This window comes from Streptomyces dysideae, from assembly GCF_001514305.1.
Lineage (GTDB): Bacteria > Actinomycetota > Actinomycetes > Streptomycetales > Streptomycetaceae > Streptomyces > Streptomyces dysideae.
On the sequence record NZ_KQ949077.1, the window covers coordinates 378,021 to 400,746 of the forward strand.

At 72.7% G+C, this 22,726-nt stretch carries 19 protein-coding genes; 9 read left to right on the plus strand and 10 right to left on the minus strand.

Annotated features, from left to right (window positions below; all coding sequences use genetic code 11):
• Positions 1–16: 16 nt before the first annotated feature.
• Complete coding sequence (locus tag AQJ91_RS08120; RefSeq protein WP_234381894.1) at positions 17–781, plus strand: aminotransferase class IV; 765 nt, start codon at positions 17–19, stop codon at positions 779–781.
• A 72-nt stretch (positions 782–853) separates the two neighbouring features.
• On the opposite strand, the gene AQJ91_RS08125 is transcribed toward AQJ91_RS08120, so the two are convergent.
• Positions 854–1,345 (minus strand): carboxymuconolactone decarboxylase family protein, encoded by a 492-nt coding sequence (locus AQJ91_RS08125; RefSeq protein WP_067017892.1) that lies wholly within the window; start codon positions 1,343–1,345, stop codon positions 854–856.
• Positions 1,346–1,355: 10 nt separating this feature from the next.
• The gene (pdxR, locus tag AQJ91_RS08130; RefSeq protein WP_067017894.1) at positions 1,356–2,798 is read right to left on the minus strand and encodes a MocR-like pyridoxine biosynthesis transcription factor PdxR; all 1,443 of its coding nucleotides are present in this window, start codon (positions 2,796–2,798) and stop codon (positions 1,356–1,358) included.
• A 47-nt stretch (positions 2,799–2,845) separates the two neighbouring features.
• On the opposite strand from pdxR, the gene AQJ91_RS08135 reads away from it, so the two are divergent.
• Both AQJ91_RS08135 and AQJ91_RS08140 read left to right on the plus strand, forming a co-directional pair.
• Positions 2,846–3,355, plus strand: coding sequence for a carboxymuconolactone decarboxylase family protein (locus AQJ91_RS08135; protein ID WP_067017897.1), 510 nt, complete (start codon positions 2,846–2,848; stop codon positions 3,353–3,355).
• Positions 3,356–3,366: 11 nt separating this feature from the next.
• Positions 3,367–4,098, plus strand: coding sequence for an isocitrate lyase/PEP mutase family protein (locus AQJ91_RS08140; protein ID WP_067017899.1), 732 nt, complete (start codon positions 3,367–3,369; stop codon positions 4,096–4,098).
• 3 nt (positions 4,099–4,101) lie between these two features.
• On the opposite strand, the gene AQJ91_RS08145 is transcribed toward AQJ91_RS08140, so the two are convergent.
• The 5 genes from AQJ91_RS08145 to AQJ91_RS08165 are packed head-to-tail and all read right to left on the minus strand — an operon-like array spanning position 4,102 to position 11,206.
• Positions 4,102–5,058 carry an ABC transporter substrate-binding protein gene (locus tag AQJ91_RS08145; protein WP_067017901.1) on the minus strand — a complete coding sequence of 319 codons (957 nt, stop codon included), beginning with the start codon at positions 5,056–5,058 and terminating at the stop codon, positions 4,102–4,104.
• A 1-nt stretch (position 5,059) separates the two neighbouring features.
• Complete coding sequence (locus AQJ91_RS08150; RefSeq protein WP_067017903.1) at positions 5,060–7,000, minus strand: ABC transporter permease; 1,941 nt, start codon at positions 6,998–7,000, stop codon at positions 5,060–5,062.
• On the minus strand, positions 7,000–8,088 hold the full coding sequence (locus tag AQJ91_RS08155) for a quaternary amine ABC transporter ATP-binding protein (protein WP_067017905.1): 1,089 nt from the start codon (positions 8,086–8,088) through the stop codon (positions 7,000–7,002). Before AQJ91_RS08155 ends, AQJ91_RS08150 begins: the two co-directional genes overlap by 1 nt.
• Positions 8,088–9,620 (minus strand): GMC family oxidoreductase, encoded by a 1,533-nt coding sequence (locus AQJ91_RS08160; protein WP_067017907.1) that lies wholly within the window; start codon positions 9,618–9,620, stop codon positions 8,088–8,090. Before AQJ91_RS08160 ends, AQJ91_RS08155 begins: the two co-directional genes overlap by 1 nt.
• A 50-nt stretch (positions 9,621–9,670) precedes the next feature.
• On the minus strand, positions 9,671–11,206 hold the full coding sequence (locus AQJ91_RS08165) for an aldehyde dehydrogenase family protein (protein ID WP_067017909.1): 1,536 nt from the start codon (positions 11,204–11,206) through the stop codon (positions 9,671–9,673).
• Between the two features lie 215 nt (positions 11,207–11,421).
• On the opposite strand from AQJ91_RS08165, the gene AQJ91_RS55275 reads away from it, so the two are divergent.
• From AQJ91_RS55275 to AQJ91_RS08190, 6 genes are read left to right on the plus strand one after another with little or no spacing between them, the layout of a single operon-like run.
• Entirely contained in the window at positions 11,422–11,601 is a 180-nt protein-coding gene (locus AQJ91_RS55275; RefSeq protein WP_234381896.1) for a hypothetical protein, read from the plus strand.
• On the plus strand, positions 11,598–12,062 hold the full coding sequence (locus AQJ91_RS57715) for an N-acetyltransferase (RefSeq protein WP_067017911.1): 465 nt from the start codon (positions 11,598–11,600) through the stop codon (positions 12,060–12,062). Before AQJ91_RS55275 ends, AQJ91_RS57715 begins: the two co-directional genes overlap by 4 nt.
• A gap of 40 nt (positions 12,063–12,102) precedes the next feature.
• Positions 12,103–12,468, plus strand: coding sequence for a CU044_2847 family protein (locus tag AQJ91_RS08175; RefSeq protein WP_067017914.1), 366 nt, complete (start codon positions 12,103–12,105; stop codon positions 12,466–12,468).
• Positions 12,469–12,470: 2 nt separating this feature from the next.
• Complete coding sequence (locus tag AQJ91_RS08180) at positions 12,471–14,618, plus strand: VMAP-C domain-containing protein (RefSeq protein ID WP_067017916.1); 2,148 nt, start codon at positions 12,471–12,473, stop codon at positions 14,616–14,618.
• A complete protein-coding gene (locus tag AQJ91_RS08185) occupies positions 14,615–15,565 on the plus strand; it encodes an AAA family ATPase (RefSeq protein ID WP_067017918.1) in 951 nt (316 codons plus the stop codon). Before AQJ91_RS08180 ends, AQJ91_RS08185 begins: the two co-directional genes overlap by 4 nt.
• Positions 15,562–18,969 (plus strand): SAV_2336 N-terminal domain-related protein, encoded by a 3,408-nt coding sequence (locus tag AQJ91_RS08190; RefSeq protein ID WP_067017920.1) that lies wholly within the window; start codon positions 15,562–15,564, stop codon positions 18,967–18,969. The genes AQJ91_RS08185 and AQJ91_RS08190 overlap by 4 nt, the downstream gene beginning before the upstream one ends.
• Before the next feature lie 73 nt (positions 18,970–19,042).
• Here AQJ91_RS08190 and AQJ91_RS08195 read toward each other — a convergent pair whose 3' ends face one another.
• The 3 genes from AQJ91_RS08195 to AQJ91_RS08205 all read right to left on the minus strand — a co-directional run bounded on the left by AQJ91_RS08195 (position 19,043) and on the right by AQJ91_RS08205 (position 22,597).
• The gene (locus AQJ91_RS08195; RefSeq protein ID WP_067017922.1) at positions 19,043–20,032 is read right to left on the minus strand and encodes a malate dehydrogenase; all 990 of its coding nucleotides are present in this window, start codon (positions 20,030–20,032) and stop codon (positions 19,043–19,045) included.
• Positions 20,033–20,541: 509 nt separating this feature from the next.
• A complete protein-coding gene (locus AQJ91_RS08200) occupies positions 20,542–21,747 on the minus strand; it encodes a helix-turn-helix domain-containing protein (RefSeq protein WP_234381898.1) in 1,206 nt (401 codons plus the stop codon).
• Positions 21,748–22,108: 361 nt separating this feature from the next.
• Positions 22,109–22,597 (minus strand): helix-turn-helix domain-containing protein, encoded by a 489-nt coding sequence (locus tag AQJ91_RS08205; RefSeq protein WP_067017926.1) that lies wholly within the window; start codon positions 22,595–22,597, stop codon positions 22,109–22,111.
• Positions 22,598–22,726: the final 129 nt, after the last annotated feature.

Here is a 22,726-nt window from a genome sequence, read left to right on the forward strand (position 1 = left end):
GGTAGCGGAGGGTCTGTTGACGTGGACGCCCGGCCGGGGCCTGATCCCGGGGCCGGCGGCCGACGGGCCGCTGCTCGTCGCGGACTCGTGGTTGCTGCGTGAGGGACACATGCGGGGGTACGGCCGCCATCGGGAGCGGTTCCTGCGCGGCTGCGGTGAGTGCGGCGGACCCGGGCCGCGTCGGCTCGTCGAGTTCTGGGACGACGTGACCGCCGCACTGCCCCGCACCGGCGAGTGGTTCCCCCGGGTGGAACTCGCCGCGGGCTCCGCGGAGCTGAGGCTCCTGCTGCGACCCGCTCCGCCGCTCGCCGCCGGCGTACGGGTCTGGGCGACGGGGCAGCCCGATCCGCGTACCGTCCCGCGGCGCAAGGGGCCGGACCTGGGCACCCTGGCCGGGGTCCGCCGGCGGGCGTCCGGCGAGGGTGCTCAGGAGGCGGTGCTGGTCGCGCCCTCCGGTGTGGTCCTGGAGGCGGCCACCGCCAGCGTGCTGTGGTGGGAGGACGACACCCTGTGCCTGCCCCCGTCACGGCTGCCCGTGCTGGCCGGGGTGACGGTCGGGCTCATCGAGGAGCACGCCCGGCGGTCCGGCATCCCGGTCGACCGTCGCGCGCGGACCGTCGCCGAGTTGGACGGTCGTGAGGTGTGGCTGGTCAACGCACTGCACGGGGTCCGGCCGGTGACGGGCTGGACGGGACAGTCGATGAACGCCGGACCGGCGGTGCGGGCCGCCGAATGGCGGAAATGGCTGGACGACGCCATGGAGCCGCTGCCGCACAGATGAATCACGAATAAATCCGGAACAGGTGATCGCGCCGGGCGGAAATCCCCCCGGCGCGATTTCCGCTGCCCGAATTCAGTTGCCCTTCGACACGGGCTGATAAGCACCCGGCACCATACGTGTCGCAATGGCGATCCGGTTGTACGCGTTGATGACGGTGGCCGCCCAGATCAGCGCCGCGACCTGGGCCTCGTCGAAGACCTCCGCGGCCTCGGCGTAGACCGCGTCCGGCACCTGCCCGTCGTGCACCAGCGTCACCGCCTCGGTCAACACCAGTGCGGCACGCTCCCGTTCGGTGAAGAAGGGGGTCTCCCGCCAGGCGTTCAGCGCGTAGATCCGCTGCTCGGTCTCGCCCTGGGCGCGCGCGTCCTTGGTGTGCATGTCGAGGCAGAACGCACAGCCGTTGAGCTGCGAGGCGCGGATCCTGACCAGTTCCAGCAGTTCCGGTTCGACCTTCGCGTCCTGCGCCGCGGAAACGGCGGCACCGTGCAGGGAGCCCATGGCGGCGGACACGCCGGGAGTCGTTTTCTTGAGGGCCACACGGGATATGGAATCGCTATTGCTCATGACAGCGACTCTATCCAGGGAGAGGATTATCGGGGTCGCCATTTTTGAAATTGTCGAAACCCAGTGCAGCGCACAACGCGTCCAGCGTCCCCGACCACGCGTGGTCCGGCGGTGTCCCGTACCCCACGACCAGGGCGTCCAGCGGCTCGGCTCGCGCGTCGGGGTGGCGGTAGCGGGGGGTGAGACCGTCGACCAGCAGACCCCGCCAGGCCGCCGCCCGGACCACCGACCGCTCGGTGCCGGGCGGGAGGCGGAGGACGGCGTGGAGTCCCGCCGCTATGCCGGTCACCCGTACCCGCGGGGCGCGGGCCGTCAGGGCCGAGACCAGCGCGTCGCGGCGACGGCGGTAGCGCGTCCGGGCCGCCCGGACGTGGCGGTCGCAGGCGCCCGACGTGATGAACTCCGCCAGCGTCAGCTGGTCCAGGACCCCGGACGTGTCCACGCCTCCCTTGGCCCGCAGCACCTCCTCCACCACGCCCGGCGGCAGCACCATCCACGCCAGGCGCAGGCCGGGGGCCAGTGACTTGCTCGCCGTGCCCAGGTACGCCACGTGGTCGGGGTCCAGTCCCTGGAGGGCGCCGACGGGCTGGCGGTCGTACCGGAACTCGCCGTCGTAGTCGTCCTCCAGGACCAGTCCGCCGGTGCGGCGCGCCCAGTCCACCACGGTGGCCCGGCGGTCGCGGTGCAGGGGCACGCCCATCGGGAACTGGTAGGCGGGGGTGAGCAGAACCGCGGCCTCGGACGTCAACGGTCGGGGGTCCGTGCCCAGTTCGTCATAGGGGAGGGGGACGGTGCGCAGGCCCGCCCGCCTCTGCAGCAGCCGCCAGTGCGCATCCAGACCGTACGACTCCACCGCCACCGTGCTCGCCCCACGCGCCCGCAGCACCTCACCCAGCAGCCTCAGGCCGTGCAGGAAACCGGCGCAAATGACGATGCGTTCGGGGTCGGCGCGCACGCCCCGGGTGCGGGAGAGGTAGCCGGCTAGGGCGGTGCGCAGTTCGACGCGGCCGCGCGGGTCGCCGTAGCCGAGGGCCTGGTACGGGGCGGCGAGGAAGGCGCGGCGCGCCGACTTGAGCCACTCCGTGCGGGGGAAGGCGGACAGGTCGGGGGTGCCGGGGACCAGGTCGTAGGTGGGGTGGGGGCGTTCGGGGCGGGGACGCGGGGCGGTGGTGGCCGTCGACGGGATCACCGTGCGGTCGGCGACGCGGGTGGCCGAGCCCTGGCGGGCGGTGAGCCAGCCCTCGGCGACCAGCTCGGCGTAGGCCTCGACGACCGTGTTTCGGGCGATGCCGAGGTCGGTGGCGAGGGAGCGGGAGGAGGGCAGGCGGGTTCCGGGGGCGAGGCGTCCGGTGCGCACCGCCTCGCGCAGGGCGTCGGTCAGGCCGCGCCGCAGGCCCGGTCCCGTCGGCTCCAGGTGGAGGTCGACGCCCAGAGTGGCCCAAGGTTTCGGCATGGAAGTGGACCATACTCCTGGGCTGCTTCGCTCCTAGGGTCGAGATCATGACGACCACTGACGAGAGCACTACGACCGTGGAGTACGCGCCCGAGCCGCCCCCGCGTCTGGACTGGGCCGCGCTCGCCCCTGACGTCTTCAAGGCCATGATCCGGCTCGACGCGGCGGCCGGACGGGGGCTCGACCCGGCACTGCGCGAGCTGGTGAAGATCCGCGCCTCGCAGCTCAACCGCTGCGCGCTCTGCGTCGACATGCACAGCAAGGACGCGCTCGCGGCGGGCGAGAGTGTGGAGCGGATCATCCAGCTCAGCGCGTGGGAGGAGTCGGCGCACTTCTACACCGGGCGGGAGCTCGCGGCGCTCGCGCTGACCGAGGCCGTGACCGTCCTGACGGACGGCTTCGTGCCCGACGCGGTCTACGAGCGCGCCGCCAAGCACTTCGAGGAGGCCGAGCTGGCGCAGCTGATCGCCTCGATCACGGTGATCAACGCGTGGAACCGGTTCGGCGTGACCTGCCGTATGGTCCCGGGGCACTACCGGCCGGGGCAGCACGGGTGACGGGGCGCGTCATGAGCAAGGTCCAGGAATTACGCGCGCTGCATCGGGGGCGTCTCCCCGGTGATCCTCTCGTCCTGCCCGGGCCCTGGGACGCCGCCAGCGCCCGGGTCTTCGTCGAGGCCGGGTTTCCGGCGCTGGCGACGCCCAGTGCTGGGGTCGCCGCCTCGCTCGGGTACGCGGACGGGGCGACCCCGGCGGACGAGATGTTCGCGGCGGTCGCGCGGATCGTGCGGGCCGTGGACGTGCCGGTGTCGGCGGACGTCGAGGGCGGGTACGGGATTCCGCCGAAGGAGCTGGTGGAGCGGCTGCTGGAGACGGGAGCGGTGGGCTGCAACCTCGAGGACTCCGACGGGGGAGGTGTCCTCAAGGACCCGCGGGCGCACGCCGACTGGCTCGCCGAGGTGCGGCACGCCGCCGCCGACCGGCTCTTCGTCAACGCCCGGATCGACACCTTCGACTCCGGGGACACCGATCCCAAGCAGGCCGCCGAGCAGGCCATCGAGCGGGCCGCGTTGTACGTCGCCGCGGGCGCCGACTGCGTGTATCCGATCGGCGCCCCGGCGAGCGTACTGCCGCTGCTGCGGTCCGGCATCCAAGGGCCGATCAATGTCCACGGCACGGTGACCGAGGGCCCCTCGCCCGCCGAACTCGGCGAACTCGGGGCCACCCGGATCACGTTCGGGCCGGGACTCCAGCGCAGGGCCGCTCAGGCACTGCGCGGCATCGCGGCGCGACTGAAGTGAGGGTCAGGACAGCCACGCCTTCCATGTGGACTCGTGGCTGTCCACCCACTTCTTCGCCGCCTCCTCGGGCGTCAGCTTCTGGTCGGCGATCATCAGGGAGACCTCGTTCTGGTCCTCGGTCGTCCACTTGAAGTTCTTCAGCAGAGCCGCCGCCTTGCCGCCGTTCTCGGCGAAGTCCGCGTTGAGGTACTTCTGCAGCGGGGTGTGCGGGTAGGCGCAGGCGACCTTCTCCGGGTCCGCGTCGCAGCCCTCCTTGTACGCCGGCAGCTTCACCTCGGTCATGGGGACCTTCTCGAACAGCCACTGGGGTGAGTACCAGTACGTCAGGAAGGGCTTCTGCTCCTTGGCGAACTGCCTGATCTGCGTGATCTGCGCGGCCTCCGAACCGGCGAACACCACCTGGTAGTCCAGGTCCAGGTTGTCGACCAGTGCCTTGTCGTTGGTGATGTAGGAGGGTGAGCCGTCCATCAGCTGGCCCTTGGCGCCGCTCTCCGCGGTGCGCATCTGGTCGGCGTACTTGTTGAGGTTCTTCCACTCGGTGACGTCCGGGTGCTGTTTCGCGAAGTACGTGGGGACGTACCAGCCGATGTGGCCGGTGACCCCGAGGTCGCCGCCGCGCACGATCGTCTTCTTGTCGCCGACGTAGCGCTGCTCCTGGTCGGGGTGGCCCCAGTCCTCCAGGATCGCGTCGACCCGGCCCTGGCTGAGCGCGTCCCAGGCGGGGACCTCGTCGACCTGGACGGTGTCGACGCGGTAGCCGAGCTCGTGCTCCAGCAGGTACTGGGCGACGGCCGTGTTGGCCTGTGCGCCCACCCAGGACTGGATGGACAGGGTCACGGTCTTCGCGCCCTGGGCGTTGGCGAACGGCGAGGCCTGCTTGGTCATGTCGGCGGCGCCGCAGCCGGTCAGCAGCAGAAGCGCCGACCCGGCGGCCACCGCGGTGGTCGTACGAAGTCGCATGTCACGCTCCCTTCTTGGTGCGGCGTTCGGTCGGCTGCGTCACCCGGTCCAGCATCAGACCGAGGCAGACGATCGCGGCACCGGCCACCAGACCGGTCGCCAGGTCGCCCTGTGCGAGGCCGAAGACGACGTCGTAGCCGAGCGCGCCACCGCCGACCAGGCCGCCGATGATGACGACGGCGAGGACGAGGACCACGCCCTGGTTGACCGCCAGCAGCAACGACCGGCGGGCGAGCGGGAGTTGGACCTGCCGCAGCTGCTGGGCGCTGGTCGCGCCGAGCGAGCGGGCCGACTCCAGGGCGGCCGGGTCCACCTGGCGCAGGCCCTGGGTGGTGATGCGGACGACGGCGGGGAGCGCGTAGACGACGGCCGCCGCGACGGCCGGGGCGCGGCCGACGCCGAAGAGGGCGACGACCGGGATCAGGTACACGAACTGCGGCATCGTCTGGAAGACGTCCAGGACGGGCCGCAGGGCGCGCTCGAAGCGGTCGCTGCGAGCCGCCGCGATGCCGGTCGCGAAGCCCAGGACGAGGGTGACGGCGACCGCCGCCAGGACCTGGGACAGCGTGTCCAGCGACGGCTGCCACACGCCGAGAACGCCGATCGCGGCCATGGCGAGGACCGCGGTGAGCGCGGTGTGCCAGGTGCCGATCAGCCAGGCGAGGGCGGCGACGATGAGCAGCACGGACCACCAGGGCAGCCACTGGAGGCCGTCGCGGACGGGGTCCAGGACCCAGGTGGTGAAGTGGCCCGCCCACTCGGCGGTGCCGCCGACGACCGGGACGCCCGAGTAGAGGTGGGCGGTCATCCAGTCGACGGCCCGGTTGACCGGGTCGGCGATGTTCAGGGACCAGGCCTCGGGCCAGTCGAGGCGGCCCGCCAGACGCCCGGCCACGGCGATGGCCACGGCGGCGGCGAGGGCGTACGCCCAGTGCACCGGGGACTTCCGCTCGGTACCGAGCCGCTCCCCCGCCGCGGCCGTCACCCGGTCCAGGACGACGGCCAGCAGCACGATCGGGATACCGGCCGCCAGCGCCGCGCCGACGTCGACCGACGCCAGCGCCTGGTAGACGCGGTCACCGAGGCCGCCCGCGCCGATGACCGACGCGATGACCGCCATGGACAGCGCCATCATGATCGTCTGGTTGAGGCCGAGGAGGAGTTCCTTGCGGGCCAGCGGGATCCGGGCGGTCAGCAGGCGCTGGCGTGCGGTGGAGCCGAGGGACTCGACCGCCTCCAGCACCTCCTTGTCGGCGCCGCGCAGGCCGAGGGCGGTGAGGCGGGCCATCGGCGGGGCGGCGTAGACGACGGTGGCCAGGACGGCGGCGGGGACGCCGATGCCGAAGACCAGGACGACGGGCAGCAGGTACGCGAACGCCGGGAGCACCTGCATGGTGTCCAGGACCGGGCGCAGGGCACGGTCCATACGGTCCGACAGACCGGCGGCGAGCCCGAGCAGCGCGCCCACGACGGCCGAGGCGAGGACCGCGACGACCATCAGGGCGAGAGTCTGCATGGTGGGGATCCACATGCCGAGCAGACCGCAGGTGAGGAATCCGGCGGCGGTGCCGAGAGCGAGCCGCACGCCCGCGACCCGCCAGGCGACGAGGGCGGCGATGGCCGTCACCCCGGCCCAGCCGGCGGCGAGCAGCACCAGGTACACGGCGCGTACGGAGAGCACGACGGCGTTGCTGATGTGGCCGAAGAAGTAGAGGAACAGGGGGTGGCTGTCCCGGTTGTCGATGATCCAGTCGCTGGTTCTGGCCAGCGGCTCGGAGAGGTCGACGGTCAGGGCGTCCGGCCAGGCGCCGCTCGCCCAGCGGGCGTTGGCGAGGGGGACGAGGATCGCGGCGACGAGGGCGAGCAGGAGGAGTTTGCGGACGGCGGGCTGTTTGAGGGCGCCGGGGATGGTCCGGGGCGCGGTCGCGGTGAGCGTTGCCATCAGACCGCCTCCTTGTGAGGCTCCGTTCCGGCCACCACCCCGAGCAGCCGCTCGTGGTCGACGACTCCGAGGCAGCGCCCGTCCTCCACCACGCAGGCGGCCGCACCGCTGCGGGCGACGACCCTGATCGCGTCGGCGACCACCTCGTCGGGGGCGAGGGCACCGGGATGCCCCGGGCCGCCGCAGTCCCCGGCGCGCATGGCCGTACGCACCGTCATGACCTGCTCGCGCGGCACGTCCCGGACGAACTCGCGGACGTAGTCGTCGGCCGGCGAGCCGACGATCTCCTCGGGGGTACCGAGCTGGACCACGGCGCCGTCGCGCATCAGGGCGATGCGGTCACCGAGCTTGAGCGCCTCGCTCAGGTCGTGGGTGATGAAGACCATCGTGCGGCCCTCTTCGCGGTGCAGGCGGATGACCTCCTCCTGCATGTCCCGCCGGATCAGCGGGTCGAGCGCGCTGAACGGCTCGTCGAACAGGAGGACCTCCGGGTCCACCGCCAACGCCCGTGCCAGACCGACGCGTTGGCGCTGGCCGCCGGACAGCTGGCTGGGCCTGCGGTGCTCCATGCCCTCCAGGCCGACCTTGGCGACGACCTCGGCGGCCCTGGCACGGCGTTCCGCCTTGCCCAGGCCCTGGATCTCGAGGCCGTACGCCACGTTGTCGAGGACCGTGCGGTGCGGGAGCAGCCCGAAGTGCTGGAAGACCATCGCCGCGCGGTGCCGGCGCAGTTCGCGCAGTCGCGTCCTGTCCATCGCGCGGACGTCCTCGCCGTCGATGGCTATGGTGCCCGCCGTCGGTTCGATCAGCCGGGTCAGACAGCGCACCAGGGTGGACTTGCCGGAGCCGGACAGGCCCATCACGACGAAGACCTCGCCCTTGCGGACGTCGAACGACACGTCCCTGACCGCGGCCGTGCAGCCGGTGCGGGTGCGCAGCTCGGCGGGGGCCAGCGCGGCCAGCTCCGGGTCCGCGGGCACTCGGTCGGCCTTGGGGCCGAAGACCTTCCACAGGCCCTCGACGGAGAAGACAGGGGTCGTACCGATAGCGCTACCAGAGGTCGTACTGCTGGTTGTCGTGCTGCTCATCACGCCTCGCCTCCCATCAGGTCCACTGCCCTCTCCCCGACCATGAGCACTCCGATCATCGGGTTCACTGCGGTCATCGTCGGGAAGACGGAGGCGTCCGCGATGCGGATGCCGTCCAGACCTCGGATCCTCAACTGCGGGTCCACTACTGCCATTTCGTCATCGGCGGCGCCCATACGGCAGGTACCGGCCGGGTGGTACACGGTGTGCGCGACCTTGCGCGCGTACTCGCTCAGCTCCTCGTCTGAGGTGACGTCCGGGCCGGGGCACACCTCGCGCTTGAGCCAGCCGGCCAGCGGCTCGGTCCTGGCGATCTCGCGGGCGATCCTGATCCCGTCGACGAGGGTGCGGCCGTCGTAGTCGTCCTCGTCGGTGAAGTAGCGGAAGTCCAGGGCCGGTTTGACGGATGGATCGGCGCTGGTCAGGTAGAGGCGGCCGCGGCTCTTCGGCTTGGGGATGTTCGGGGTCATCGAGACGCCGAACTCCGGCCGCTCATAGCCCAGTCGCTCCGGGTTGTCCGTGAACGGGACCTGGTAGAAGTGGAACATCAGGTCCGGGCCCGCGTGTTCGGCGTCTCGGCGCACGAACAGGCCCGCGTCGGAGTCCATCGCCGAGTTCTCGGGGATCGGGCCGTGCGTCTCCCAGACGATCACCGACTCGGGGTGGTCCAGCAGGTTCTCGCCGACGCCCGGCAGGTCGAGCGCGACCGGGAGGCCGAGCGCCGCCAGGTCGGCCTCGGGGCCGATGCCGGAGTGCAGGAGCAGCCGGGGCGAGTCGACGGCGCCGGCGCAGAGGACGACCTCGCGGCGGGCGCGGATCAGGAGTTCCGTGCCGTCCTTCGTGCGGACGTGCACGCCCTCCGCGCGCGTGCCGTTCAGCTCCAGCCGGTACGCCCAGGTCTCCAGCAGGATGGTGAGGTTCTCGCGCTCGTCCATCACCGGGTGCAGATACGCCACCGACGCGGACGACCGCTTGTTGTTCTCGGGGTGGTAGGCGAGGTCGAAGAAGCCGACGCCCTCGCTGAACGGCTGCTTGTTGAAGCCCTCGACGCGGGGGACGTCCAGGGCGGTCTGGGCCGCGTCGACGAAGTCACGGGCGATGGCGTTCCGGTCCTTCTCGTCGACCGGGACGATGTTGTTGCGGAGCCGGGCGTAGTACGCCTCCATCGGCACCGCGCCCCAGCCGTCGGCGCCGGCCGCCTCCCACTCGTCCCAGTCGGACGGCAGCGGCTTGAAGGCGATCAGGGTGTTGTGCGAGGAGCAGCCGCCCAGGACGCGGGCGCGGCTGTGCCGGATGTGGGAGTTGCCGCGGGGCTGCTCGGTGGTCGGGTAGTCGTAGTCCAGCTCGCCGCCGAGCAGACCCGTCCAGCGGCGCAGGGTCAGCACGTCGTCGCGGCCCACGTCGCTGGGGCCGCCCTCGATGACGGCGACGGTGACGTCGGGGTTCTCGGTGAGGCGGGAGGCGATGACGGAGCCTGCCGTGCCGCCGCCGACGACGACGTAGTCGTACTCGTGGGGGGTGTTCTCGGACATGGGGGTGGTACTCCAGAAGGGGTGATCGGGCATGACGTACGGGACGGGCGTCAGCCCGCGAACCAGCGCACCGGCTTCGGCGCGAGGTTCTGGTAGACGTGCTTGGTCTCGCGGTACTCGGCGAGTCCGGCGGGGCCGAGTTCGCGGCCCACTCCGCTCTTGCCGAATCCGCCCCACTCCGCCTGCGGAAGGTAGGGGTGGAAGTCGTTGATCCAGACGGTGCCGTGCCGCAGGCGGCCGGCGACGCGCCGTGCGCGGCCCGCGTCGGCGGTCCAGACGGCGCCCGCGAGGCCGTACTCGGTGTCGTTGGCGAGCGCCACCGCCTCGTCCTCGGTGCGGAAGGTCTCGACGGTGAGGACCGGGCCGAAGACCTCCTCGCGGACGACCTTCATCTCGCGGTGGCAGCGGTCGAGGACGGTCGGCTCGTAGAAGTAGCCGCTCTCCGGCCGCTCCGGTGCCGGCTCGGGGCGCCTGCCGCCGGAGCGCAGCACCGCCCCCTCGGCGAGCGCCGACTCGACGTACGCCTCGACCTTGGCGCGCTGTTGCTCGGAGACGAGCGGCCCGCACTCGACGCCGGTCTCGGTGCCGCGCCCGAGGCGGATCCGGCCTGCCCGGCGCGCGAGTTCGGCGACGAAGCGGTCCCGGACCGACTCCTCGATGATGAGGCGGCCGCCCGCTGAGCAGACCTGGCCACTGTGGATGAAGGCGGCGTTGAGGGCCTGGTCGACGGCGGTGTCGAAGGCCTCGTCGGTGGCGCAGGCGTCGGCGAAGACGACGTTGGGGTTCTTGCCGCCGAGTTCGAGGGCGACCTTCTTGACGCCGGGCGCGGCGGCCTGGGCCACCTTCGTGCCGCTGATCAGGCCGCCGGTGAAGGAGACGAGGTCGACGTCGGGGTGCTCGGCGAGACGGGCGCCGACGGAGTGGCCGGGGCCGGTGACGATGTTGGCGACGCCGGTCGGGAGGCCCGCCTCGACGAGCAGGTCGATCAGGGCGATGGTCGTCAGCGGGGTGATCTCGCTCGGCTTGACGACGAAGGTGTTCCCGGCGGCGAGCGCGGGGGCGATCTTCCAGCTGGCCTGGAGGAGGGGGTAGTTCCAGGGCGTGATCAGTGCGCAGACGCCGACCGGCTCGTGCACGACGACGCTGTGGATGTCGGGCGAACCGGCGTCGACGACCCGGCCCGGGGCCTCGCCGGCGACGAGGTCGGCGAAGTAGCTGAAGGCGTCGGCGACGCAGTCGATGTCGACGCGGCCCTCTTCGAGGGTCTTGCCGGCGTCGCGGCTCTCGAGGAGGCCGAGCTGCTCGCGGTCGCGCACCAGGAGGTCGGCGACGCGGCGCAGCAGGGCGGCGCGCTCGGCGACGGGGGTGCGGGGCCAGTCGCCCTGACCGCCGTCGAAGGCCTGGCGGGCGGCGGCGACCGCCAGGTCGGTGTCCTTCTCGTCACCCTCGGCGACGACGGCGAGCGGGGTGGCGTCGGCGGGGTCGAGGATCTCGCGCGTGGCGCCGGAGACGGCCTCGCGCCACTCGCCGCCCGCGTGGATCGTCTGCTGCGTCTGCCGTGCCTGCCGTGCGTACGTTCCGGCCATGTTCGGTGTTGCCTTCCGTTCCTGTTCAGTGCCCCTGAGTGACATGTGTGTCACTCCCGGAGGCCGTGTGCGCCTGCCCTTCGGCTCCCGAAGCATGCGCAATCCATGGCCGAAAGTGCGCTGCATCACTGAACATGCGGGCAAATGGGGCCAACCGTACGCTGAGGAGTGGTCCGCATGTGGCGGGCACCACGTGCGCACCGCAGAGGTGACGCATGGCCCGGAAGGCGCCGACCAGGACCGCGCTGATCTGCGCGGCGACGGGCGCGGCCCTGCTCCTCGCGCCGGGACTCGCTCCGTCGTCCGCCGCGACGGATGACGGCGACGACCTGAGGCGGGGGAACTGGCCGGGCAGGCGAAGGACCACCTCCTCGACGCCGAGTCCCTCCGGATGAAGCTGACGGACCGGAGCGCCGCCACGAGGACCAGCAGGACCCAGCCGACGTCGATGGACCTGGCCCTGGACCGGGACGGGAACTGCGTCGGCACGATGGAGATGGGCTCGGACGGCGGCAGCGTCGAGATCGTCAAGCGGGGCGAAGAGGTGTGGATGAAGCCGGACACCGCGTTCTGGAAGGCACAGGTGCCCGGCGGCGAGGGCGACGAGGTGGCCGAGCTCTTCAAGAACCGCTACATCCACGGCCACGGGCACTCAGAAGCCGGCCGGTGCGACGCCGCCGCACGGGACTTCACCGTCGTACGCCTGGAGACGCACGCCACCCTCACCGAGGCGCAGGCGATGTACCGGGCCTGCGGATACACGGAGATCCCCCGCCACGACGACAACGTCCACGCCGCCCACTGGTTCGGGAAGCGGCTGCCGGACAGCACGGCCGCCGGGCGATCAAGGCGATGAACTCCCCTACTGAGCAGGCACCTTGAGTCACAATGGTGGCGTGTCCACCACCTTGGAAGAAGAGTTCGACGACGGCACGCCCGTGAGGTTCGTCCTCGCCCCCGGGTCCGCGCGGGGCGGCGGCGACCTCCCCGAGGGCATGGGCAGAGCCGTCCCCGTCGCCACCGGCGGCCGGGCCGTGGCCAACCTCGCGACCGGCGCGCTGCGCGGGGCCCTCAAGCCGCTCGGGCCGCTCCTGCAGGAGGTGCACGACGCCGTCAAGGACGTACCGGAGCCGCCCGCCGAGCTCAGCGTGACCTTCGGCGTGCAGGTCGGGCAGGACCTCAAGCTCGGGATCGTCGGCGGGAACGGGCAGGCGCATCTCACCGTCACCGCCACCTGGAAGCCGGCACCCGGCGCGGAGTGACCATGGGCTGGTTCAGGGAGATCGGGGCGGCACCCGGCGACGCGGCCCGGCCGAGCGCCGCTTCCGTGCGCCGGACGGCCGACGGCACGACGGCGGGCGCCGCGGTCGTGCTCGGCGCCGACGCGGTGCTGACCTGCGCGCATGTCGTCAACGACGCCCTGGGCAGAGAGCTGTTCGAGCCCCGGCCGCCGGGCTGGGAAGAGCTGTTCGTCGAGGTGAAGGGGGTGCGGAGGACCGAGCGGTTCCCCGCGCGGGTGGCGCACTGGATCGCCCCGCGCGGCCGCGACGGCGGGCCCGTGCGGGACGGCGACATGGAGTGGCTCGGGGATCTCGCGGTACTGCGCATCGACGCTCCGCCGCGCGCCGTGCCCGCGCCCGCCCCCTGTACGGCCATGGTGCCCGGCCGGCAGGTGCGTGCCTGGCACGGCAGCGGGCACGGCTCGACCTTCGCCGACATGCGGGTCGCCGCCCTGGACGACGGCATCGGCTATCTCGACGGCAAGAGCACGGGCATGGCGGTCGGCCACGGCTACAGCGGCGGCCCGCTGTGGTCCGAGGAGGACGGCGCCGTGGTGGGACTCCTCGCCGGGCACTTCATGCCGGAGTGCGGTGTCCAGGCGAGCCCGCAGGACATGATCCGGCGCAGCCTGGCCATCCCCTGGCAGCGGATCGAGGACGAACTGCGGCCCCTGGGGCTGCTGGACGACGTGGACGCCGGTGCCCGGCAGGCCCACGACCCCGACGATCCCGCCTTCCTCAAACTCGTGGAGACGATCCGGTACGCCCTGCCGACGTCGTCGTACACGTTCGGCGACACCGCCCGCCAGCTGGCGCTCGCCTGCGGCGTCGAGCCGGGCAGTGCCGTGGCCCCGCCCACCGTCGAGGAGTTCGCGGCCTTCCTGGTCCGCCATCCGCGGGCCGTGGGGGCGCTCACTCAGATCCTGCGGTCCAAGGACCCGGCGGCCGCCAGCCACGTACTGGCGGCCGGACAGTGCTTCGACACCCAGCTGCTGCTCTCGCCGCGCGAACACCGCGAGCTGCACCAGCTGCTGCGCCAGGTCGACCGGCCGGTGCTCGCCCGGCTCCCCGAGGTGATGCGGGAGGCCGCCAAACGGGTCGCCGTGCCGTCCGACGCGGACACCCTGGACGCCCGGCTGGACAGCCTGGAGCGGCTCGCCGGTGACGGCCACTCCGACGACGGCGGGCCCCGGGTGCCGGCGCTGCTGCGGGTCGTCGAGTACGTCGCCGTACTGTGCCCGGCGCCCCGCAAGGGGGTGCTGCGGCTGTGGTCGGACGGGGTGGCGGTGCGGCTCGGCATCCCGGCCGCGGCGCTGCGGGAGCGGCGCTCGGACGCCGAGGACTGGTCCCGTCTGCTGCGCGGCACGACCCGGCGGGTGCGCGTCCTGGTCCAGGTGACCCGGGCCGGGACGGAACGGCACCGGCTGCGCATCTGGTGCGACGAGGGCACCGGGCCCCGGCAGGTGTCGGCCGACAGCTCCGCCGCGTACTCGGCGTCCGAGGCGGCGCGTGAACTGCTGCGCGTACTGGAGTCCCTCACGCCGGCGGCCGAGGACGGCGGGCGGCCGCTGGTGGAGGTGCTCGTGGACCGCGACCACCTGAACCTGCCGGTCGACGAATGGGCGGCCCAGGCGCCCGGCGAGATCGTGCCGGGCGTGCTCGGCGTGGAGTTCCCGCTGGTCGTGCGCTGCCCGGAACTCCAGCGCCGGCACGAGCGTTACCTCCCCGACTGGCGGGAACGGTGGCGGCAGCTCGACTCCGGGGAGACGCTGGTCGTGTCGGACCCGGCCCAGGACCCGCACCAGATCTACTACGAACTGATGGGCAGGCTCGACACGGTCCGGGTGTCCGTCGACGTGCCGCCGGGGCCGCGCGACGCGATCGTTCAGATCTGTCTCGCCGTGGGCATACCGGTGGTGGTGTGGGACCGCGGCCGGGACACGCCCTCGCACGCCGCCAAGCACATGGCGGAGCTCGCCACCCGTGAACTGCCCGACGGGGTGCGGGTCTACCGGGCCAACGCCCGGGGCACCCGCGCTCCCGAGTTCCCCGGCCGCCCGGTCCTCGCCTGGGCGGACGCCGACCGCACCGTGCCCCGACTGCATCTGACCGAACCACAGGAGAGCGCATGACCTCCGCTTCCGAGGCCGACTGGCGCCTCTTCCGCGGCGACGGCCTCCCGCGCGCCGTGGCCCTGCCCCCGGCGCCGCCGTGGCGCCGGTTCAGCCCGACGCCGGACGTCCGCCCCGAACTGCCGTATCTGATCCAGCAGGAGCACGCCGACGTCGTCAACGCCTCGCTGCATCTGCGCCGTCCGCTGCTGGTCACCGGGCCGGCCGGCACGGGCAAGTCGTCGCTGGCCCGGGCCGTCGCGCACGAGCTGCGGCTGGGCGAGCTGCTGCGCTGGTCCATCAACAGCCGCTCGACCGTGCGGGAGGCGCTGTACCAGTACGACGCGATCGGCCGCCTGCGGGAGACGACACTCAGCCGCGACCGGGGCGAACACGAGCCGTCGATCGGGACGTTCGTCCGGCTCGGCCCGCTGGGCACGGCGCTCGTGCCGTCCGCGACCCCGCGTGCGCTGCTCATCGACGAGATGGACAAGGGCGACGTCGACCTGCCCAACGACCTGCTCACCGTCTTCGAGGAGGGCTACTTCGACATCCCCGAACTGACCCGGCTCCCCGAGGACATGGCCGACATCGAGGTGCAGACCGCCGACCACCGGGGCACGGTGGCGGTCCATCAGGGGCGCGTGCAGTGCGCCGAGTTCCCGGTCGTCGTCATCACCAGCAACGGCGAACGCGAGTTCCCGCCCGCCTTCCTGCGCCGCTGTGTCCGCCTCGCCCTGCCCGTCCCGGACGAAGCCCGGCTGCGCGCCATCGTCACCGCCCACCTGGGCGAGGACGCGCTGCGCGACGCGGACGACCTGATCGAGGCCTTCCTGCGCCGCCGCGCCCCCGGCGAACTGGCCACGGACCAGCTCCTCAACGCCGTGTTCCTGCGCACCGGAGGCGTGGACCTCGACGCGGACGGGCTGCTGGACGCCGTACTGCACCAGCTCACCGGCGCGCTGTGACCGAGGCGGGCGGGGGCGGCCGGCTCGGCGAGCTGCTGCGGGTGCTGGCGGCCTCCGGGCAGGAGCTGGACGCCGACCAGGTGCTCGACGTGCTGTGGCTGGCCCGGCGGATGCCCGGCGGGGCGGACGCGCCCCTCGCACGCCACGCGCGGCCGACGCCTGCCGTGCCACCGGAACCGCCCACCGCCGAGCCGGGCGAGACGGGCCCGGAGCGCCCCGCGCCGCCGCCCGGCGCCGACGACCCGGACCTGCCCGACCTGACCGCGCACGCCCTGTACTCGGACGCCCGCCCGGACCCCGAACCCGCGCCGGTTCCCGAGATACGGCTGCGGCAGGGACCCGAAGCGGGCAAGGCGCTGCCCGTCCGGATCCCGGAGGACAAGGCGCTCGTCGGCGAGCTCGAACTGGGCCGCGCGCTACGGCCGTTGCGCCGCCGCCTGGCCAGCCCGCACCGCCTGGAGATCGACGAGGAGCGCACCGCCGCCGAACTCGCCGAGACCCGGCTGCCCGACGTGGTGCAGCGCCCCGTGCAGGAGCGCTGGCTCCACCTGGTCCTGCTCGTCGACGACGGCCTGTCGATGCTGCTGTGGCACCGCCTCGCCGCCGAACTGCGCACCCTGCTCGAACGCCTGGGCGCCTTCGCCACCACCCGCGTCCTCGGCCTCGACGCCCGTGACGCGACCGAACCCCGCCTGCGCGCCCGCCCGTTCCGGCCCGACAGCCCGCCCGTTCCGCTGAGCACCGTGGGCGATCCGTCGGGCCGCACCCTCGTCCTCGTCGTCAGCGACGGCATGGGCGCCGCCTGGCGCAGCGGCGCCCTGCACACCCTGCTGACCGCGTGGGCCGCCCGCGGCCCCGCCGCCCTGCTGCACGCCCTGCCGCCCGACCTGTGGGAGAGCTCCGGCATCCATGCGGAACGCTGGCAGGCCACCACCCGGCGGATCGGCGGCGCCAACACGTCCTGGCAGATCGCCGACCCGGTGCTGCCGCCCGGCCTCGCCTCCTTCGACGGCGTACCGGTGCCGGTCCTGGCGCCGACGGCCACCGCGCTTCGGGACTGGGCCCACCTGCTCGCCTCGCCCGGCGCCACGGTGGAGCTGCCGCTGCTGGCCCTGCCGAGCGCGTACGGCACGGCGGCCGTCGCGTCCCGGGGCCCGGACGGCGCCCAGCACTTCCGGGACGCGGCCACCCCGGAGGCGTACCGGCTCGCGGCCCATCTGGCAGCCGTGTCGCCGCTCACGGTGCCGGTGATGCGGCTCGTCCAGACGGCGGTGCCGTGGCGGGCGCGGACCTCCCATCTCGCGGAGGTCTTCCTCGGCGGTCTGATGCGGCCGCACGCCGCGCCGGTGCCGGGGCCGCTGCCCGCCAAGCACCAGGTGTTCGACTTCACCGCCGCGTCAAGGGCCGTACTCCTCGACGCCGTCCCGCAGTCCGAACTCCTCAGGACCAGCCGCACGATCGGGCGCCGCCTGGAACAACTCGCGGGCAACTCCCCCGACTTCCCGGCCTGGCTCGCCCACCCGGACGGCTCCGCCCGGCTCCCCGGTTCGCACCGGCCGTTCACCAGCGTGGAGCGCAAGCTGCTGTCCCGGTTCGGGGTCTCGTTCGACTCGGGGCTGCACGGACTCCAGCGGGGCGGCCTGGGCCAGAGCGCCGGCTCGGCGGACGGCTGGGGCCGGCTGACCGCCGACGACCCCCGGTACCTGGGCCCCTACCGGCTGCGCGTCCGACGGCGCCTGCGCTGGATGGTGGAGTACGACGGCCTCGACGCGGAGAACGGCAGCCGGGCCATGGTGCGGACCCCGCGCCGCGACGTCTCCGCCGACGGTGCCGAACTGCTCGCGGTGGAGGCCGAGGCGCTGCGCCGGCTGGGCGGACAGTACGCGCCCGCCCTGCTCGGCACCGGGTTCGGGCGCAGGCCGCCCTGGCTGGCGTCGGCCCCGATCGAGGACGACCACACGTCCCCGGCCCCGCCCCGCCTCGCGGAGCTCTTCAACCAGGCCCACACGACAGGTACGGCCCCCTTCGACAAGCTCACCGGGCTGCTCGTCGGCTGGCATCTGGCGAGCGCCCTGGCCCTGTGCCATCTGCACGGGATCGTGCCCGCCGACCTCAGCGCCGAGAACATCTTCGTACTGCGCCGCTCGGTGGTCATCGCCGACCTGTCCGACTGCGCCCTGGACGGCCGGTACGCCGGTGCGGGCCCCGTGCCGGCCCCCGAGGACAACGTGCGGGCGCTGGGCGACCTGCTCCAGCTCGTCAGCAGCAAGGCGGGCCTGGAACTGCACTGGCGGGTGCCCGGCCAGCCCGACGGCATGCACCTGTGGCAGGGCGACACCTGGGCCAGGCTGCGGCACGTCGTCCTGCGCTGCCTCGACCCCGACCCGGCCGTCCGGCCCACGGCGGGCGAGGTCGCGGACGTCCTGGCCAAGTACGTCGCCCAGTCCCGCGCAGAACGCACCCCCAGCCCGTCGTCCCCGTCCTCGGCCCCGCCGCCGTCCCCGGCCCGCACCCGTCCGTCGGTGCGCGTACCGCTCGCCCTGCCACCGGCCGCCCCGCCCGCCGACACCGCCGCCCGCCCCCTCCGCCGGCCCCGCTTCACCACCTCCCGCCGGGAGCGCGACGCACAGCTGGAACGGCTGCGGACACCACTGCGGCACGCCCGGCGCATCACCCTGGTCGGCGCCTACCACTACGGCGGGCGGGTCTACAACGGGCGGGCCACGACGACGATGATGCTCGGCTCACTGCTCGCCGCGGTCCGGGGCGAACCCGTCCTGGCCCTCGACGGAGCCGACGACGAGGGGGCGCTGGACGCGTTCCTCACCCACCGCAACCCGGCGACCGTCCGTGACCTGGCCAACCTGCCGACCGACCCCACGTACGAGGAGGTCCGCGCCCGCACGACCCGCCTGGCGACGGGCCTGGAAGTCGCCGCGCACGCCGGCGGCCATGTCCCGCCGAGCCTCATACACGCCCAGGCCTATCCACACGTACTGGCGAGGACCGCGCCCTACTACTCCTTCGTCCTCACCGACTGGGCCCCGCAGCGGCTGGGCCGGTCCGCCGACACCGTCCTCGATCTGACGGACCGGCTGATCCTGTGCTGCGGCAACGACGGCTGGTTCCTCGACGCCGCGTGGCGAGTGCTCGACGGGCTGCGCGGCGGCGGCCACCGGCGCCTCGCGGACGAGGCGGTCGTCGTGGTGACCGAGATCGAGGGCCGCACGGGCCGCCCCGTGCCGGACGACCTCCCCGCCCGCTTCGACGTCGCTGCCGGTCAAGTGATCGCCGTGCCCTTCGGCAGGTGGCTGTGGTCCGCGGACTTCCGTCAGCCGGCCCGGCTGCGGACGCCGACGCTGAACGCGTTCCTGGACCTGGCCGAGCTGGTAGTGGCTGGCTGAAGCACACTGATCCCCGGGCCGCTGCGCGCGGTCCGGGGATCAGTGAACGGAAGGTGGATGGAAGCGGACGGACTCAGATGAGGCCGAGAGAACGGACCGCCTCGCGCTCCTCCTCGAGCTCCTTCACGGAGGCGTCGATACGGGCGCGGGAGAACTCGTTGATGTCCAGGCCCTGGACGATCTCGTACTTGCCGTCCTTGGTGGTGACCGGGAAGGAGGAGATGAGCCCCTCCGGGACGCCGTACGAACCGTCCGACGGGATACCCATGGAGGCCCAGTCGCCGTCCGCCGTGCCGTTGACCCAGGTGTGGACGTGGTCGATGGCGGCATTGGCGGCGGAGGCGGCGGAGGAGGCGCCACGGGCCTCGATGATCGCCGCGCCACGCTTGGCGACGGTCGGGATGAAGTCCTCGGCGAGCCACTTCTCGTCGTTGACGACCTCGGCGGCGCTCTTGCCGGCGATGGTGGCGTGGAAGATGTCCGGGTACTGGGTGGCGGAGTGGTTGCCCCAGATGGTGAGCCGCTTGATGTCCGCGACGGTCGAGCCCGTCTTCTTCGCGAGCTGGGTCAGCGCACGGTTGTGGTCCAGTCGGGTCATCGCGGTGAACCGCTCGGCCGGTACGTCGGGCGCGGCGGCCTGCGCGATGAGCGCGTTGGTGTTGGCCGGGTTGCCGACGACGAGGACCTTGATGTCGTCCGCGGCGTGGGCGTTGATGGCCTGACCCTGCGGCTTGAAGATGCCGCCGTTGGCCTCCAGGAGGTCACCGCGCTCCATGCCCTTGGTACGCGGCCGGGCACCCACGAGCAGCGCGACGTTCGCACCGTCGAAGGCGACGTTCGGGTCGTCGCTGATGTCGATGCCCTGGAGCAGCGGGAACGCGCAGTCGTCCAGCTCCATGGCGGTACCCTCGGCGGCCTTGAGCGCGGGGGTGATCTCAAGGAGCCGCAGCTTGACCGGCACGTCCGCGCCGAGCAGCTGGCCGGAGGCGATGCGGAAGAGCAGGGCGTAACCGATCTGGCCGGCCGCGCCGGTGACGGTGACGTTCACGGGAGTGCGGGTCATGGCGTTCTCCGTATGACAGCTGGCGGTGTGGGGCGTCCCTGCCCCGGGGTACGGGCGTTTGATCGATCTCTTGGCGTCAAGAGAGATCAGCGGTCAGGCTATCGCGCATCCGGGATGACGGACGGCCGGGTCCGTGTGGCCCGGCCCACAGACCCACGAAAGGGCGGCCGCCCGTGTCCGGGAGAGGGGGGACACGGGCGGCCGCCGGGTGGGGGACCGATTGCCGGACTCCCGTGGGGGTACGGTGCGCGTGCCCTCAGGGCGACCGACTATTCCTGCGGTCCCGGAATTGTTCCTCGCCCCCGCCGCCCGCTGGGGGCTGCGCCCCTGCTCCGGCCCTGAAGGGGCCTTGTCCTCAAACGCCGGACGGGCTGGACGGCGCGGGCCAGGCCCCGGCCGAGCCGTACACCCTCTCCCGACGGTAAACAGGTGGTGGGTGGGCACAGGCCGGGGGTCCAGGGGGCGAAGCCCCCTGGGGACGCGAACCCCCACCCACCCCCAGCGCCTGACTACTTCGTGCACCCCTTCTGCCCCGCCGCCAGCGTCGCGCACGCCGTCGCCTCGGTCGCGTCCTTCACAGCCACCATCGGCGTGTACGCGATCGTGTCACCGGCCGTCGTGATCGTGCCGGTCTCTTCGGCCTTGCCGACCGTGACCACGACCTCATCCCCCTGCGCAGCCTGCGTGATACGCCCCCACGCCGCCCCACAGGTCTCGCTGTACCGAACCTCGACCACCGTCGCCCCGACGGTCGCCGACTGCGCCGTAGTGACCAGGTCGCCGCTGCAGCCCATGCTCTCCGCATCCTTACCGGCGCAGGAGTCACCGCTGCACTTCACCCCGGCCGGCAGGTCAGGATTGGTGGTCGCCGTGGGAGACGGTGACGCGGCAGTGTCGTCGGTCTTCTTCTTGCCACCGCCCTGCGTGAGCACATACACACCGGCGATCACCACGAGCACGCTCACGACACCCGCCAGGAACATCGCCAACCGACGCTTCCCCCGGGCCCCTCCGGAGGAGGACCCACCGTCACCCGGGCGAGGCCCCTGCGGAGGTTCGCCATAGGACCCAGGGCCCGGTACGGCCGACGGCGCCGAGCCAGGCGTACCGGAAGCACCCGCAGCACCCGCAGCACCCGCAGCACCCGGGCCTCGGTACCCGGCCACTCCCCACGAGTTACCCCCGGACCCAGCCCCAGACCCGGAACCGGAACCGCCCCCGGACGACGCCCCACTCTCCCGAACCTCACCAATCGCATCCCGCACCTCAGGAGCCGTCGGCTGCGGCGGCACCGTAGGTGCCACCCCCGCCGGCCCCGCCACCCCCGGCGTCGCCGTCGCGCTGCCGCTCTTGCGGGCCGTCTTGCTCCCCTTGGCGTTCCCCGGCGGCGCCCCGAACTCGCCCAGCGCGGCGCGCGCCTGGGAGATCCGGATCGCCTCCATGGTCATGTCGTGCCGCATCTCCGACCGGCTCCACGCCCGTTCGGCGAGCTCCCACATGGTGGTCAAGTGGATCGGGTTGGTACCCGTGACCTCGGCCAGGGCGACGATCGCACCCTTCGGCGCGAGCAGGCGCCCGTTCAGATACCGCTCCCAGGACGTCTTGCTGTAGCCCGTGCGGTCGGCCACCGCCGCGATGCTCAGGCCACTGCGGTCCACGAGCCGACGCAACTGGCTCGCGAACTCCCTGACCTGCGGATCCAGTTCATCCGGCAAGGCCCTCCAACGAGGCATTACTTCCCCCCTCTTCCCCCCGGTTCGTGCTGGTTCGTTCTCCGCGTCCCCCCGCGCGGTGGCGCCCTCCGCCGAGTCCCCGTTCTGGCTACCCACAGGGATGCGCCCGCTAAGGATCTCAGTTCCCGGGGTGGGGGCGCACGGGAGCATTCGGGCCCGGTGGCCATGCACCGTTGCACGCTCACGAGGCCTCGGTCCAGTGGGACGTCCCGGACCGTCCCAATTGCTCACGCTATCCCGCTTGTTGAACGACTTCGTTGCAAATCCGCAAACTTGTCAACACGTCGAAACACAGAAAGCACATGGATCATCACACAGAGCACACGGGGCGCATGCCGCCTCTTCACCCCAGCGCGAGCGCCCCTGTCAGCGCCGTCAACACCAGCACCACCGCGAGCGCCACGGCGACCATCAGCAGCCGCCGCGAGGGCGCTGCCGGTCCCTCGGGGGGCGTGTCCCACCAGGGAAGCGTCGGATCATCCTCGTACCCCTCGACCGGCCCCTCGGCAGCCCCCACACCCTCGCCCGGCCCTTCCGACCCCTCCGGTTTCGGCGGGCGCGGCCACGCCTGGACCGCCAGCTCCCACCGCACGCCGAAACGTTCCGCGTCCTCCCCCGCCAGCCCGGCCACCCGGCACAGCGCGGCGACGGCCTGCCGTGGCGGGGGCTGGGTGGCGTTGAGGTAACGCTGCCAGGAGGACTTGCTGTACGCGGTGCGCGCGCCGAGTGCGACCAGGCTGAGGCCCGTACCGTCCTTGAGCTGCCGCAACTGCTCCACGAAGTGCCGCACCTCCGGCGGCAGATCATCCGGCAGCGGCTGCCAGGCGCCCATCGCTCACCTCCACGGCGTCCCTCGCGTTGCCCGGTCCGATCGAGTGACGATGCGGGATGGCGGAATGGTTCCCGACGTGGCGGAACGGTCACTTCCGTGCCACAGCGTTCTGACAGGCGTTGAACAGCC